Below are 15,392 nucleotides of genomic sequence, written 5' to 3' on the forward strand. Positions count from 1 at the left end.
CAGATGATGAGATAGTGAACACGGGAACTATTCAGCTTACAAGAAAGACAACACCCATTTTGAAATATGATTATACGTATTGGTCTTCTCCGGTGGCAAATCAATCATTGTATAATACATCACCTAAAACACTTTCAGGTAAATTCTATTCTTTTAATTCAAGTTCAGATAATTGGCTTGTTGAAGCTCCCAGTAAAATTATGGTTGCCGCCAAAGAGTATATTATTCGAGGACCAGAAAGTTTCTCTGCAACAACTAGAACTATTTATGAGGCTAGTTTTACGGGGATTCCCAATAATGGCGAAAAGATAGTGCTTCTTGGACCTGCAGCAAGTTTTAATTTGGTAGGAAATCCATATCCTTCAGCCATTGATATAGATGTTTTTTTAAAGGAAAATGCCGCTTTACTAAAAGGGACAATATATCTATGGTCACATAATACGCCTATTACAAATAATATGTATACTTCAGATGATTATGCTGTTTATAATTTATTAGGAGAGGTAGGTACAAGTCCCTCAAAAAATATTGGTGTTAATAATTTCAGACCAGATGGTAAAGTGGCTTCTGGTCAGTCTTTTTTTATAGCAGCTGCTAGTGGAGGGGGGATTGCAAAATTTAATGATAAAATGCGGCTTGTGGGGCAAAATAGTAATTTTTACAAAATGAACAATTCGCAAAAGTCTACAGAGTTGAACGCTATTGAAAAGCATCGATTTTGGTTAAATATATATAATACTGAAGGCGCATTTAAACAAGTGTTAGTGGGGTATATGACAGGAGCAACAGATGCGTATGACCCTTTTTTAGATGGAACTACTATTAATGCCAATAAATACATAGATTTTTATAGTATTTGTGGAGAGAAGAACTTAGTGATACAAGCTAAAGGTTTGCTTTTTAATGATCAAGATGAGATAACTCTAGGATACAAAACAACAGTGGATGGGAATTATACCATTGATATCGATGAGGTTGACGGCGACTTAAAGGGGCAGGATATATATATAGATGATAAACTGAACAGTTCGACTCATAATTTAAAACAGTCTTCGTATCATTTTTTCACTCAGAAAGGCACTTATGACACTCGTTTTGTGTTGCGCTATACCAGTGGTACTCTGGGTGCTTCTGATTTTGAACGAACAGGGAATGGAGTTTTAATTTTTAAAGAGAAGAAGGAATTGAAAATTAAATCGGAATCGGAAAATATAAAACAGGTTGTTATTTTTTATATGCTTGGAAAAAAAGTATTTGAAAAAGAGGCTATAAATGATACAGTATTCCAGGCATCAATTGCTTTCTTGAAGGATCAAATAGGAATAGTGAAGGTCTCTCTAACTAATGGTGAGGTGATTTCTAAAAAAGTAATCTTCTAAAAGGTAGTTTTATTTTCATGGTTAAAAAAAATCCCATTCGCTGCGGTGAATGGGATTTTTATAACTGTAAAATATTATTTTCTTTTACCTGATGCTTCAAGGTTTTTCTCAATAGTGTGACCTGGTCTCGACCATTTTGGTTTTTCTCCAAGTGTAGTAAATTGAGAATTTGCAGCTTCAACTGTTGCTGGTTGAGAAACTTTAGTAAATGGTTTTTGTGGGTTTAAACCCAACATTTCAAACATTTTCATGTCTTCATTTACGTCTGGGTTTGGAGTAGTCAATAATTTGTCTCCAGCAAAAATAGAATTTGCACCAGCAAAAAAGCACATTGCCTGACCTTCGCGACTCATGTTTATTCGTCCGGCGGATAAACGCACCTTAGTTTCAGGCATGATAATTCGGGATGTGGCGACCATGCGGATCATTTCCCATATTTCGACTGGTTTTTCTTCTTCCATCGGGGTCCCTTCAACGGGGACCCAAGCGTTAATAGGTACAGATTCCGGTTGAGGATTTAATGTTGAAAGAGCCACTAGCATTCCTGCTCTGTCCTCAATACTTTCTCCCATTCCTATTATTCCACCGCTGCAAACCGTAACATTCGTTTTACGAACATTTTCTATTGTTTGTAAACGGTCTTCAAATCCACGAGTTGAAATTACTTCTTTATAATATTCCTCAGAAGTGTCTAAATTATGGTTGTAAGCATATAAACCTGCTTCGGCTAAACGATGGGCTTGATTTTCGGTAATCATTCCAAGCGTGCAACAAACTTCCATTTCGAGTTTATTGATTGTTCGAACTATTTCTAAGACTTGATCAAATTCAGGACCGTCTTTTACATTTCTCCAAGCTGCTCCCATACAAACCCTAGAGGAGCCACTTTCTTTTGCTCTCAAAGCCTGCGCTTTTACTTGATTAACAGACATCAAGTCATTCCCTTCAACCGAGGTATGGTATCTTGCTGCTTGCGGACAGTAGCCAAAATCTTCTGGACAACCGCCAGTTTTTATAGACAATAAAGTGGATACCTGAACCACGTTTGGGTCATGGTGTTCTCTATGTATGGAGGCTGCTATATACAGCAAATCCATCATCGGTTTATTATATATTGCAATAATTTCTTCTTTTGTCCAATTATGTCTAGTGGTGCTCATAGATTCGGTTTTTTAATGTTTTAAAAGTACTCAAATTCTTCTAATGAAGCAATGCAATATACTTTAAGTAGCCAACGGTAAATAATGTAGAATTGAGATTTAGTCAGAGGTGAGTCGGTTGTTCCAATATAGCATTAGTAGCATGGCAACGATTACAGAAGATGCTATTCCTTCAAAGGATAGAGAAATAGAATAAGCAAAAATAGAAGGGTTCCCCCAAAAAAATGTTTCTGAAAGCGATGTAACATAAGAATCGCCTCCTTATAAATAACTGTAAATCATTTGACTTATAATACTCAAAAACAGACCAACAAGCGAAGTTAGTGGTGTCGCAACACTATTAGGGACAAATTTTTTTCACCTTCAGCTACATTCATTTTATTGGTTTTATTGACTCCACAAAAAACACATGAATTAGGCGTAAACAGAACAAATGGCCTTAACCTACAGTAGTCATTAGTAAAAAAAAAGCTCTCGTCGCAGCAAAAATAATACAACCATTCACAAATTCTTTAAGTGATTTCATCTTGTCAGCTGTTAAAAATATAAATCAAATCTAATAAATTTCTCGTTTACGGTCATTTTTTCGAAACTTCATAAAAAGAAATAATGCTGTTGATTTTTGCTTGTCACTAGTCAGAAGGATAACGCTTTTTCCAAAATAACATTAAAGTGTAAGTTACGATTACTGCAGATACTATACCTTCAAAGAGTAAGGAAATACCGTAGGTTACGACAGTTGGGTCTCCACCAAATAAAAATGAGGCCGAAAGTGATTCGATATATTTATCACCACCCTGAAGGTAACTGTAAAATACTAATCCAATAATACTAATAAACACACCAATAAGAGCTGTCACAAGGGCAGAGGTTGCATTAGCTGGAAAACTAGTTTTCCCTTCTTTGTAATTGCTTTTTAACATTCTGTTTGCGCCATAGTAAATAAAGAGAATATTTAGCGCTCTGAGATAGAATAAATCCGCAAGGTTTAAAGCTTTCATTGTTAGGAAATAAACACTAATTCCTATCCAAATAATAATTCCGTTGTACAATTCTTTAGGTATTTTCATACATTTTATTTTTGACGGTTAAAAAGCAGTATGTTGTAATACAGGTTGGTTACTATCAAATTTACTAAAAATATAGGAATATATTTGAAGTAGCTTAAGATTTTTTCTAATAAAAGTTAAAGTTGGTGTAGATAAGTGATTGCGGTACTTTTATCTTTTTCCAATTGTTCGGTCAGTAAATCAACGGAATCGAATTTTTGCTCAGGTCGGAGGTATTTAAGTATTGAAACGGTTATTTTGTGGTCGTAGAGATTGACATCGAAATCAAAAAAATGGATTTCTATGGATAGTTTTTCTCCTGATACAGTAGGGTTAAACCCAATGTTCATCATCCCAAAAATGGGTTTTTGATTGATGATACTCTTTACCACATAAACACCATTAAGGGGAATCAGTTTGTAGTCTTCTTTTATTTTTAAGTTTGCGGTGGGGAATCCAATGGTTCTTCCGAGCTGCTTTCCTTTGAAAACAGTTCCAGATAAAAAATAGTCATAACCTAAGTATTCATTCGCCAAAGGCATATTTCCTTCTGAAATAGCATTTCTGATTTTGGTCGAACTTACCGAAAGATCATTTATTTCTTGTACAGATATTTGTTCTACCTCAAATCCATATTTTTTTCCAAAACCAATAAGGTCGTCAATGTTGGCTGTACGATTTCTTCCAAATCTGTGGTCATGACCGATAATTATTTTATGGATGTCAAATTGATTCACCAGAACTGTTTGTACAAATTCTTCAGCAGTTAATTGGGAGAAAATCGCATCAAAAGGATGTATGACAAGGTTTTGAATCCCTATTGCTTCCAATAAGTGAATTTTTTCCTCGATGGTGTTCAGTAATTTTATTTCTAATTTTTCCTGTAAAACCATTCTGGGGTGTGGAAAGAAAGTAAGAACAAGACTTTCGTATTTTTCGTTTACAGTATTATCAATAAGATTTTCCAGAATTTTTTGATGCCCTATGTGGACACCGTCAAAAGTACCCAAGGTGAGAATCGTTTTCTTTGTAGTACTGAAATCTTTTATAGAATGAAAAATCTTCAAAGCAAATGTTTTATAGTGCTGCAAATTTATACTATCTATATGAAATGCAATAGTAAATAGAATCGATTTTCGATGAAAATCTTAAATTAAAGAATTTATCTAAATTTTAGATTTAAATTCTTTAATTTTGAGACATATACGATATAACCATGAAAAAAAGTCTTCTTATCCTGTTAATTGCGGTGTGGTGTTTGCCAATCCATGCTCAAAACGAGCCGCTCTGGAAGAGGGTAGGTAAAGACATGGAGTCAAATAGTGTTAAAAACATTGGTAAATCCAAGCCAAACCAAGAATTTTTATTTCGTTTAGATGAGGATGGATTTAAAAAGTTGTTGTTGTCTAACCAAAATAAGACTTCAAAAAGTAGTGGTGTCGAAATCACCATTCCAAATTTAAATGGGGTTTTAGAAAAGTTTTTAGTTTGGGAGTCCTCCAATTTCGAGCCGGAACTTCAAGCCAAATATCCTAATATTAGAGCATACGCAGGGGTAGGTATTACAGATCCAAGAGCTTCACTTAATTTTAGTTTGTCGCCGCAAGGACTGCAAACTATGATTCTTAGAGCCGATAGCGGTTCAGAATTTATAGAGTCTTATCAGGAAAACCCTTCTTTATACGTTCTTTTTTCTTCTAAGAACAGGGATAAAGAAAACTTGCCATTTGTCTGTAAAACGGAAGATTTGACTTTAAACAAGCAATTGCTAAACGAGACGACTAAAATAGCGTCAAATAACAAGGTTTTTAATACTTTGCGGTTGGGTTTATCTTGTACTGGTGAATATGCAGCTTACCATGGTGGAACGAAGGAAAAAGCACTTGCGGCAATGAATGCGACCATGTCTAGAGTGAATGGTATATTTAATAAAGACTTGGCTGTCCAACTCGTTCTTATCGCCAATAACGATGCTATAGTTTATCTCGATGCTGCAACTGATCCTTACTCAGCCGCTTCAACAGGTGCAACTGGTGCTTGGAGTCAGGAGGCTCAGGCTACTTTAACGAATGTGATTGGGGAGGGCAATTATGATATTGGTCATTTGTTTGGGGCTACCGGTGGAGGTGGAAATGCGGGATGCATCGGCTGCGTGTGTGTTTCACCTACTATTAATATTCCGTTGGGGAAAGGAAGTGCTTACACTTCGCCTGCGGATGGGGTTCCACAAGGCGATACTTTTGATATTGATTTTGTTGTGCATGAAATAGGACATCAGTTGGGTGCAAATCATACTTTTTCGCATGAGCTGGAAGAAACTCCTGTAAATGTAAATGTAGAACCGGGAAGTGGTTCAACAATTATGGGGTATGCTGGTATTACAACTGATTATGACGTTCAGGCTAGCTCTGATGATTATTTTGCCTATGTTAGTATTTTGCAAATTCAAACTAATCTTGCCACAAAAACCTGTCCTACTAAGGTGATGATCAGTAATAATCCTCCTGTAGTAAACGCTGGAGCAGATTACACTATTCCTAAGGGGACTGCATTCGTTTTAAAAGGAACCGGAACAGATGCTACAGGTGATGTTCTTATGTACACGTGGGAACAAAATGATGCTGCGGTAACTTCCAGTGGAGACATTAGTTTGGCTGTTGCTACAAAACCTGATGGTCCTCTCTTCCGATCTGTATATCCTAGCGCTAGTCCTGTGAGGTATATGCCATTGTATAGTAACGTATTGTCAAATAAGTTAAGAAGTAAGTGGGAATCGGTTTCGGATGTTGCCCGAGCGCTACATTTTACATTAACAGCAAGAGATAATGCGCCACAGGGAACTGCACAAACTAATACAGATGGGATGACCGTGAATGTCAGCGGAACAGCAGGACCATTTGTAATTACGTCCCAAAATACAGATAATTTAAGCTGGTTTCAGGGGCAAAGTAATACAATCAATTGGTCTGTAAATAATACTAATACATTGCCTGGTTCCGCTAATGTGAATATTAGACTTTCTGTTGACGGGGGAGCTACTTTTCCAACGCTATTGGTAAGTAACACCCCAAATGATGGCTCTGAGGTAATTATAGTTCCAAATGTTACGGCTAAGAACTGCAGGATTTTAATTGAGCCAGTTGGTAATATTTATTATGTAGTGAACAGTACCGCTTTTGCCATAGGATATTCAGTTGAGTCTACTTGCACTACTTATACATTTGCAGCTCCTTTTGTTATTCCGGAACAAGTTGCCTATACTGCTAGAACTATTACTGTTCCGTCTACTTTAAGCTCGGTTGCTGACGTAAACTTTAATGTAAGCCTAACTCATTCTTATTTATCTGATGTTGAGATGGAAGTAATAAGTGCACAAGGAACGACGGTAAAATTGTTTGATAGGAGTTGTGGTAATACAAATAGTACATTACTGCTTAGCTATGACGACTCTGGGACTGATCTAGTATGTGCTGCAACATCGCTGCAAACGGTAGTTCCTTTTCAAGCATTAGCTGTTTTTAATGGAGAAAACCCTCAAGGGGATTGGACTTTTAAAATAAGAGATGCGTATAAAACTGATGCTGGCATGTTAAATTCCGCTTCTATTAATATTTGTACCAAAAATTACACCTTGGTTGAGCCCGATTTTGAATTAACTAATTTTATTTTGTATCCAAATCCGAATAAAGGAAGTTTTATTCTTCAGTTTATTAGTACGTCAAAAAGTGGAATTAAAATAGTAGTTCATGATGTATTAGGTAGAAAAATATTCGAGAATGCGATGAGTTATAGGGGTAATTATGATTATAACGAAAATATTCAATTGGTAAATACGCAGCCAGGATTTTACTTTTTAACAATTATTGATGGAAGTAAAAAGGAAATAAAAAAGATACTGATTTATTAGTTTATATATTATTTTCAATGGTTTGAAATATGCAAAAATCAAATAATAGTGATTATCGATTTTAATAGAAAAGGGAAACATGATAGCATGTTTCCCTTTTTTTATTTTCCATTAAATGCAGTCATGGTATTTTCTAATCCAGCAGTCCCGAAAGAGGTTATTATTTCGGATGCCAGTGCTAGTCGTTCTGGAAGTGCAGTTTTTTCAGCATCATCCCAATCTCCAAGAACGTAATCGATTTGCTTTCCTTTTTTAAACTCATCGCTAATTCCAAAACGGAACCGGGTATATTGGTTGGTGTTCAGGATTAAGTTGATGTTTTTTAATCCATTGTGGCCGCCATCACTTCCTTTTGGTTTGATGCGAATCGTTCCATAAGACAGGTTCAAATCATCGGTAATGACCAGGATGTTTTCAAGCGGAATGTTTTCTTTGTCCATCCAGTATTGGACTGCTTTCCCGCTTAAGTTCATGTAGGTATTTGGCTTTAAAAGAAAAAAAGTTCTTCCTTTAAATTTGTACTCTGCAAGAGCACCCAGTTTGACTGTCTGAAATGAAAGCTGTTCTTTTTTAGCAAAATAATCCAGTATTTTGAATCCAATGTTATGGCGTGTATTAACGTATTCAGCGCCTATGTTTCCTAGTCCTACTATTAAAAATTTATTACTCACGCTTTCTATATTGTTTTTTTGGTGTTCGTGAACCTCCGGTTTCATACAATCGGTATTGGCTTCTTTTTGTTTTGATGAAAATATATCTGATATCCATTTAAGCATTGTGCAAAAGTAAGCTTAATTAGATAATTTGTCAATGAGATATTTAGATAATTTGATGGAGGAGGCTGAAGGAGTTATCCGAGGATAATAAAGCGTTGTAAAACAGATCTCATAGCAGTGAAAATCTTTTTCCCCCTGTCTTTGGTAGACAAAAATATTGAACCGTCCCGAAGTTCCGTTAGTGGAGCAACTGATGTGGATGAAGAGGTGATTGTGTTCCTAATAATTAAGAGCCTGAAATAATCGTGAAAGCTTTCGGGACACATTAAATAAAAAAAGCACCAGTTTTACAACTGATGCTTTTAAATTTGAGTGAAAAAATATTATTTTTTCTTTCCTTTTGCAGGAGCTCCTTTTGCTGCTTTCGCTGCTTCTTGTGCTGCTTTCATAGCTGCACGAGAGATTCTTACTTGAGCAACAACTGTGTTGTCTTGGTGAATCAATTTGTATTTGTCAGAAACAAGTTTCGTAACGTACAATTTGTTCCCCATCATAAGTGGAGTAATATCAGCTTCAATAAAATCCGGAAGATCTTGTGGTAAAGCTTTTACTTTAAGTTTACGAGTATTCAAACGTAAAACACCACCTGCAAGAACACCTTGAGATGTACCTACCACTTTTACTGGAACTTCCATAGTGATTTCTTTGTCATCAAATAATTGAAAGAAGTCAATATGTAAAATTTTGTCTGACACAGGGTGAACCTGAATGTCTTTTAGAATAGCATTGAATGATTTTCCTTCTCCAAGGTCGATCACAACTGTGTGAGCGTTTGGAGTGTAAACCAAGCTTTTGAATGCTTTTTCTTCTGCTGAAAAATGTACTGGCTGATCTCCTCCGTATAACACGCAAGGAACCTCTCCAGCATTACGTAAGGCTTTAGTTGCTACTTTGCCTACGCTTTCTCTTTCTGATCCTTTAATTGTAATCGATTTCATTGTAAAAAAAATATAGTTATTAAATAATATTACATTATAAACTTCCCACTAATGGAATTGTTGTGATGCACCATGTGCATAACATCGGCAAAGAGAGGTGCACAACTCAACACTCTTATCTTATTTGATTCTTTCTTTAAAGGAATAGAATCGGTAACTATTAATTCTAATAATTTAGAATTCTCTATTTTTTCGTAGGCGTCTCCTGATAAGATGGCGTGAGTACAAATTGCTCTTACGCTCAATGCTCCTTTTTCCATCATCAAATCAGCGGCTTTCGCCAAAGTCCCTCCGGTGTCAATCATGTCATCTACCAAGATTACATTTTTACCTTTAACTTCACCAATCAATTCCATTTTGTCGATAATGTTGGCCTCTTTTCTTTGTTTGTAACAGATAACTACGTCTGACCCTAAAAATTTAGAATAGGCATACGCTCTTTTTGAACCTCCCATATCTGGAGAGGCAATCGTTAAATTGTCCAGTCCTAAACTTGTCACGTAAGGTAAAAAGATAGTTGAAGCAAAAAGATGATCAACCGGTTTTTCAAAAAATCCTTGAATTTGATCTGCATGCAGATCCATTGTCATTACTCTAGTCGCTCCGGCAGTTTCTAACAGTTTTGCGGTTAGTTTTGCTCCTATCGGAACTCTTGGCTTGTCTTTTCTATCTTGTCTCGCCCAACCGAAGTAAGGTATTACTGCTGTAATATGTCTTGCTGATGCGCGTTTTGCCGCGTCAATCATAAGTAGCAATTCCATCAGATTGTCTGAATTTGGAAAAGTGGAACAAACGATAAATACGCGTAAACCTCTGATAGACTCTTCGTAAGAAGGTTGAAACTCTCCGTCACTGTATTTAGCCATGGTAACTCTACCTAATGGAATTCCGTATTGCTTTGAAATTTTTTCAGCCAGATAGACACTTTGTGAACAAGCAAAAATTTTAGCTTCTGGTTCTAGGTGTGACATTTAATTTGTTGTTTTGTAGTTAGTTAGTGTGTACCGTTTTATGGAGGTGCAAATTTATAAAATTTATTCAACTCTGAAAGGAAAATTTTAAGTATTTTTAGTAGAATTTTTAATATTATTTTTTACATTTGCACCGTGTTAAAGGAATCGATGGTTGATTTTATTACAATCTCATCTTTTATTGCGTTGAAATAACTGTCGTTATTTCATGTCTGCTAAGCCCGGATGGCGGAATTGGTAGACGCGCTGGTCTCAAACACCTGTGGGAAACCGTGCCGGTTCGACTCCGGCTCCGGGTACTTAAAAAGTCTGTAATTGCTTGTTTATCAAGTATTACAGGCTTTTTTTAATTGTAGTTGCCAAACCTTTGCCAAACCTTTTGATATTTTCGTTTTTTAATAAATTTTAATTCTATTCAAAACAGGAGATACTTCTTTTTTGTCCTTTTTATTTTTGTAATTGCAGGTAACTCGCATATATGTTTGACAAAACCACACAAAGTCATCTTTTTTTAGTTAAATATGTGAGATAAGCATCACGCAATGGCGTATTTATTGAATATAAAATAATTTCAAATGTATAATAAAAAACTCATAAATTATCGAACAGATTTTATATTTTTCACAGGCTTTTGTACTTACAAGACTCTATATTTCAGTGGTTTTGCCGCTATTGCCCTAATAATTCCTGCATATCGTGAAGTAGTTCCGGTGTCTAATAGGTTTTTAGCGTAGCTATGTCTGAGTCAATTGAAGGTGTTGGGTTTTGTTGTTTTTGTTTCATGCTCTAATTATACTTCACTTTTTATAATGTATAAGTATCTCTATCATGATCCGCAAAATATTGACCTAGTCTATATTGTTTTTCTATGATTATATCATTGATGAATGTCTTTGACTTCAATGCAACGCGTTTGCGATGTGTCTCCATACCTTCTACAGGAGAACATAAGGTTGTAGATCAATATCCGTAATACAGTAATGGAAATTGGTTTATATTTTCTGAGGTATAACTTTTTAAACTCCCTAAAAAACATCATTTTCAACAAAAATAAATGTTTTGTTTTGAGTGTATTTATGTCACTTTTTGCACAAAAAAACGCCATGGAATATTATTGCATTAAGTATAACAATTAAAACATTTTAGGATCTGAGCTTACACCCTCATTACATACAGGGCCAAAAAGTAATCTTATTTAGTAACCTTCTGTGATGACTAAGTTAGCATGTCCAATCAAAATATGTTAGTATGCAATATAGTATTGGGTAGTATCTATTTTAAATAGGAACGCAATTCTTGACGGTATTGTGATGCACTTTTACCTGTAAACTCCTTAAAGGATTTATTGAAATGGCCGAAGTTGTTAAAGCCACTTTCACAGCAGACGTCAGATATGCTGATGGGCTTTTCAGCTAATAATTTTGATGCATGAACCAATCGATAATCATTTAAGAATTTAGTAAAGGTTCTATTGGTTATCTTCTTAAAATAACGGCAAAATGATGGGACAGTCATGGAGACAAGCTCCGAAATTACTTCCAGGCTAATATTATTCTGAAAATTATCTTTTACATAATTGTAGACAACATTCATTCGGTCGTTATCTTGCATTTGCATTTCGAATGAAAAGCCTTCGGCATTCAAAATCACACTATCTGTAGATAATTCCAACTCGTTTAAGATGGATAGAATATTCAACAGTCGCTCTAGTTGCGTTTGTTCATCAAGTGCCTCTATTTTTTCGCCAAGTATTTTTTTGGTTTTGCCAGTAAAGGAGATGCCTTGTTTGGCTTGGCGGAATAAGTTTCTAATATTTGTCATTTCAGAAATTTCAAAAAAAGCATTTCCAAGAAAGTCAGGCTTCATTTGTATCACTGTTTCTTTTTTATTTCCCGTCTCTTGATCTGTAAACCCACAGTGAGGGAGATTACTACCTATTAGTATTAAATCACCATCGTTATAATAAGAGACGTGATTGCCTACTTGTCGCTTACCTGAGCCTCCATTAATGTAGACCAATTCAATTTCTGGGTGGTAATGCCAGTGGCCGGCGTGGATATTTGTATTTTCTTCGTGTTTACTGATAGAAAATGAACTACCAAAAGAAGGAATTATGATTTCTAAGTTAGGGAGTATAGGTCTCATATTCTACTTTTATCGGATTTATGCAAATTTACACAATATTGCGAAATTGTTGAGTTTTTTAACCTTTATCGATTTCGTTAAAGGTAAAATAGCATAGAATTGTGAAAACTCTGCATTATATTCAACGGAATGATTGACTTAAATTTGTAAAGGTTAAAAGGAATACAAATTTAAAAATTACAATTATGAAAAAGGTTTTAAAATTTAGTTCAGTAGTAGCGGCTTTATTGACTGTTTTGAATGTAAGTGCATTAGGAAATGACTTTTCTCTAGTTGTAAAAAAAGGACAAGGAAAGAAAGTGACTTTTGTTCTTAATGAGGTAAATAAAGTAGAATTATCAATTTTTGATTTAGATAATAAATTGATACATTCAGAAAATATAAATTCCAAAGAAAGTGTCAATAGAACTTATGATCTAAATGCTTTACCTGAAGGAACTTATTTTCTTGTCGCAGAATCTGACACAAAAATTTCGAAATATGAAATTTCTGTGATAGGGAAAACGGCTATTCTTACTTCAAATGCAGTTAAAGAGACATATAAACCAATGTTAGTGAACAAAAATGGATTAGTTTCTGTAAGTATTTTTAATGTTTATCAAAATCCAGTGACTATTAAAGTTTATAATGCTGCTGATGAGTTAGTATACAGTAGTCCACTGATAGAAGAGCAATACATTTCTAAATATTTCGATATTAAAAACTTAGATAATGAAGAATATACGTTCATCATGAGTTATGCGGATAAGGTTTTTGTTAAAAAGATTAGCGCTAAGTAATTAGTGAGTTAATAATATGTAGTAAGAAACAGCTCTATTTTAGAGCTGTTTCTTTTTATAATATATTCTCAATAATTTTGTCCAAAACTAGCTTGTATGAGTTGCCGTATTTCCATCAGAAGGGTTTATACTGTTAGAGGTTAAGCGTTCGTACATCTTTTACACATGGTATAATTGAATATTTTCTGGGTGTACTATAATAAGAGTAGTTTCACTTTCATCTTTTGTTCGCTGTAGCAGTATATTATCGAATACAGAAAAATTATTTTTCCTTTACTATCGTATATTTCAACGATATCTTCTCTAATAAAAGAACCAAAGTTCCAACTCGCAGAACCGCTAATTCCTGATTCATGAAGCCAACTTGCCGATACGGCATCTTCGGCAGAATATAGCCCTTGTTGTTTCAGAATCAGTCCTGAAGCTTCTTTTATGTTTCTTAAAAGGAGTACTAATAAGTCTAATCCGTGAATAGCTAGATCATCAAAACAGCCAGCGGTAGCTACCTTTGAAGTGGTACGCCAGTTATAAACCTGTGATAGATCTTATTCAGAGACTGGTTTGCTTAGATGACAGTTGATATGTCTGACTTCTCCAATGCTGTATGTGTCTAGCTTGTTTTTTATTCGGATAAATCGAGGTAAAGTCCTTCTCTAATAAGCTACAAATGATAGAACGTTGTTATTTTGATAGGCTTAGTATATAGTGTTATTGTCTTTATAGTTTTCAGATAAGGGTTTTCGACGCAGCATATTTTGCCTGCTTCGGCAACCTTTAGATTGTAAAATTTGTACGAGTCAGGGGGCATCGCAATATATGGCATCTATATCTGGATCATTGATTAGTGCATCGGCATTAGTATAGTATTTACTAATGTCGTTTCTATTTGCATAATCTTGCGCTTTTTTCCCTTCTCTTTTCCATTACGGCATTTATCTCGAATCACCGTATTTTTGATAAGCGGGGCTGCTTTTTTTCGGTGACATTACTACAGACTAATATTCCCCGCCGTACAAAAGTTGTTTTCTTAAGTACAGCAAACATTTTGTTTTTTTTTAGTTGCACCCGTCTACACCACAGCTATCTTCATTTGGTGAATTTAGGATCGTAATTTTGGATTCAAAATCGCCTTCTTCCCATACTTTCTCTAATGTTTTCACAAAGGTTTCCACGTGTTGAGCTCCAGAAACAGCATATTTATTGTCGAAAACGAAGAAAGGAACGCCTTGAACTCCTACTTTCTGCGCCATTTCGATGTCTTGTTTCACGGCTGCTCCGTAAGCGCTTGAATGTAGTACCGTTTCAATTTCATCTTTCTCTAGCCCAGCTTTAATCCCCAGTTCGCTTAAGGTATCTAAATCGTTGATGTTTTCACCTTCGGTCAGGTAGGCTTTAAACAATAGTTCTTCCAACTCGTCTGATAGGTTGTGTTTCTTTGCCAAATGTAGCAGACGATGTGCATTAAAAGAATTCGCCATTACCGCTTTTTCAAAATGGAAATCCAATCCTGAATTTTTAGCGTTTTCCGTCATGCTGTCCATCATTTCTTGGGCCCATTTTTTGTCTTTTTGGTATTTCGTGGCAAGGTGTTCTACCATATCGTCATCTTCCGACGCAACGAAGTTGGAGTCTAACTGGAAACTTTTCCATTCGATTTCAACGGCATCTTTGTGCTCAAATTGTGCGAGAGCGCCTTCAATCCTTCTTTTTCCTATGTAACAATAAGGACACATGATATCGGACCAGATTTGTATTTTTAATTTATTTTCCATTGTATTTTTTATTTATTGGAGCTTCAATTGTTTGTATATACAAATGTAAGGAAAGATATTCGGATTTGAATTGGGTTTGTATTTTTATTGGGAATTTGCAGGTCGAGTTTTATTTAAAGAGAAGGCAATTATTAGAATTATTAATGGTAAAAATAAAGAAGTAAAAAAATATTGAAAAAAATAATTTCCGTTTTCAGATTTATATTTCTCAATCAAATCTAAATATTTTTTATTTTTAAAAATTAATAAATAGTTAATCAATAAAGGCGGTAAAAAGAACAATATAAATCCAGAAAGTAAATCGTTTAAAATTTTAACAGCAAACAAATTGATTTCGATGTCATAAAAAGAAAAATTAAATATATTTCTTTGAAGAACAGCAAGTAAGAACATTAAATTCAATGCCATTGCTATCGCCATATAAATTTGAACCATCCACTTCCAATCTTCCTTTCGCAAAGGATTTCTTCTTATTTTTAGTATAGCATTTACCCAAATTTTAAAGTATAAACTCAT

12 protein-coding genes and 1 tRNA gene are annotated in these 15,392 nt (G+C 34.9%); 4 read left to right on the top strand and 9 right to left on the bottom strand.

Annotated elements, in window-relative coordinates; translation table 11 throughout:
* The first annotated feature begins 14 nt into the window (after nt 1–14).
* Nucleotides 15–1,379: a hypothetical protein gene (locus CXF59_RS15510; protein WP_232758879.1), complete on the top strand. Its 1,365-nt coding sequence runs from the start codon at nt 15–17 to the stop codon at nt 1,377–1,379.
* A gap of 74 nt (nt 1,380–1,453) precedes the next feature.
* Here the strand turns inward: CXF59_RS15510 and bioB are convergent, their stop codons facing one another.
* The 3 genes from bioB to CXF59_RS13410 all read right to left on the bottom strand — a co-directional run bounded on the left by bioB (nt 1,454) and on the right by CXF59_RS13410 (nt 4,655).
* Nucleotides 1,454–2,539, bottom strand: coding sequence for a biotin synthase BioB (gene bioB / locus CXF59_RS13395; RefSeq protein WP_101138255.1), 1,086 nt, complete (start codon nt 2,537–2,539; stop codon nt 1,454–1,456).
* A 632-nt stretch (nt 2,540–3,171) separates the two neighbouring features.
* Nucleotides 3,172–3,609 (bottom strand): hypothetical protein, encoded by a 438-nt coding sequence (locus tag CXF59_RS13405; RefSeq protein ID WP_101138256.1) that lies wholly within the window; start codon nt 3,607–3,609, stop codon nt 3,172–3,174.
* Nucleotides 3,610–3,725: 116 nt separating this feature from the next.
* A complete protein-coding gene (locus CXF59_RS13410; protein ID WP_101138257.1) occupies nt 3,726–4,655 on the bottom strand; it encodes a bifunctional riboflavin kinase/FAD synthetase in 930 nt (309 codons plus the stop codon).
* Nucleotides 4,656–4,804: 149 nt separating this feature from the next.
* On the opposite strand from CXF59_RS13410, the gene CXF59_RS13415 reads away from it, so the two are divergent.
* On the top strand, nt 4,805–7,495 hold the full coding sequence (locus tag CXF59_RS13415; protein ID WP_101138258.1) for a reprolysin-like metallopeptidase: 2,691 nt from the start codon (nt 4,805–4,807) through the stop codon (nt 7,493–7,495).
* Nucleotides 7,496–7,596: 101 nt separating this feature from the next.
* Here the strand turns inward: CXF59_RS13415 and pth are convergent, their stop codons facing one another.
* The 3 genes from pth to CXF59_RS13430 all read right to left on the bottom strand — a co-directional run bounded on the left by pth (nt 7,597) and on the right by CXF59_RS13430 (nt 10,180).
* A complete protein-coding gene (pth, locus tag CXF59_RS13420) occupies nt 7,597–8,271 on the bottom strand; it encodes an aminoacyl-tRNA hydrolase (protein WP_101138259.1) in 675 nt (224 codons plus the stop codon).
* A 323-nt stretch (nt 8,272–8,594) separates the two neighbouring features.
* Complete coding sequence (locus CXF59_RS13425; protein ID WP_101138260.1) at nt 8,595–9,209, bottom strand: 50S ribosomal protein L25/general stress protein Ctc; 615 nt, start codon at nt 9,207–9,209, stop codon at nt 8,595–8,597.
* 29 nt (nt 9,210–9,238) lie between these two features.
* On the bottom strand, nt 9,239–10,180 hold the full coding sequence (locus tag CXF59_RS13430; RefSeq protein WP_101138261.1) for a ribose-phosphate pyrophosphokinase: 942 nt from the start codon (nt 10,178–10,180) through the stop codon (nt 9,239–9,241).
* A 219-nt stretch (nt 10,181–10,399) separates the two neighbouring features.
* On the opposite strand from CXF59_RS13430, the gene CXF59_RS13435 reads away from it, so the two are divergent.
* A tRNA-Leu gene (locus CXF59_RS13435) sits at nt 10,400–10,479 on the top strand.
* A gap of 973 nt (nt 10,480–11,452) precedes the next feature.
* On the opposite strand, the gene CXF59_RS13440 is transcribed toward CXF59_RS13435, so the two are convergent.
* On the bottom strand, nt 11,453–12,325 hold the full coding sequence (locus tag CXF59_RS13440) for an AraC family transcriptional regulator (RefSeq protein ID WP_101138262.1): 873 nt from the start codon (nt 12,323–12,325) through the stop codon (nt 11,453–11,455).
* 185 nt (nt 12,326–12,510) lie between these two features.
* On the opposite strand from CXF59_RS13440, the gene CXF59_RS13445 reads away from it, so the two are divergent.
* Nucleotides 12,511–13,104: a FimB/Mfa2 family fimbrial subunit gene (locus CXF59_RS13445; RefSeq protein ID WP_101138263.1), complete on the top strand. Its 594-nt coding sequence runs from the start codon at nt 12,511–12,513 to the stop codon at nt 13,102–13,104.
* A gap of 1,055 nt (nt 13,105–14,159) precedes the next feature.
* Here CXF59_RS13445 and CXF59_RS13455 read toward each other — a convergent pair.
* Together CXF59_RS13455 and CXF59_RS13460 are read right to left on the bottom strand one after the other, a co-directional pair.
* Entirely contained in the window at nt 14,160–14,876 is a 717-nt protein-coding gene (locus tag CXF59_RS13455; protein WP_101138264.1) for a DsbA family protein, read from the bottom strand.
* Between the two features lie 84 nt (nt 14,877–14,960).
* Nucleotides 14,961–15,311: a hypothetical protein gene (locus tag CXF59_RS13460; RefSeq protein ID WP_101138265.1), complete on the bottom strand. Its 351-nt coding sequence runs from the start codon at nt 15,309–15,311 to the stop codon at nt 14,961–14,963.
* Nucleotides 15,312–15,392: the final 81 nt, after the last annotated feature.

This window comes from Flavobacterium sp. ALD4, from assembly GCF_002836475.1.
Classification (GTDB): Bacteria; Bacteroidota; Bacteroidia; order Flavobacteriales; family Flavobacteriaceae; genus Flavobacterium.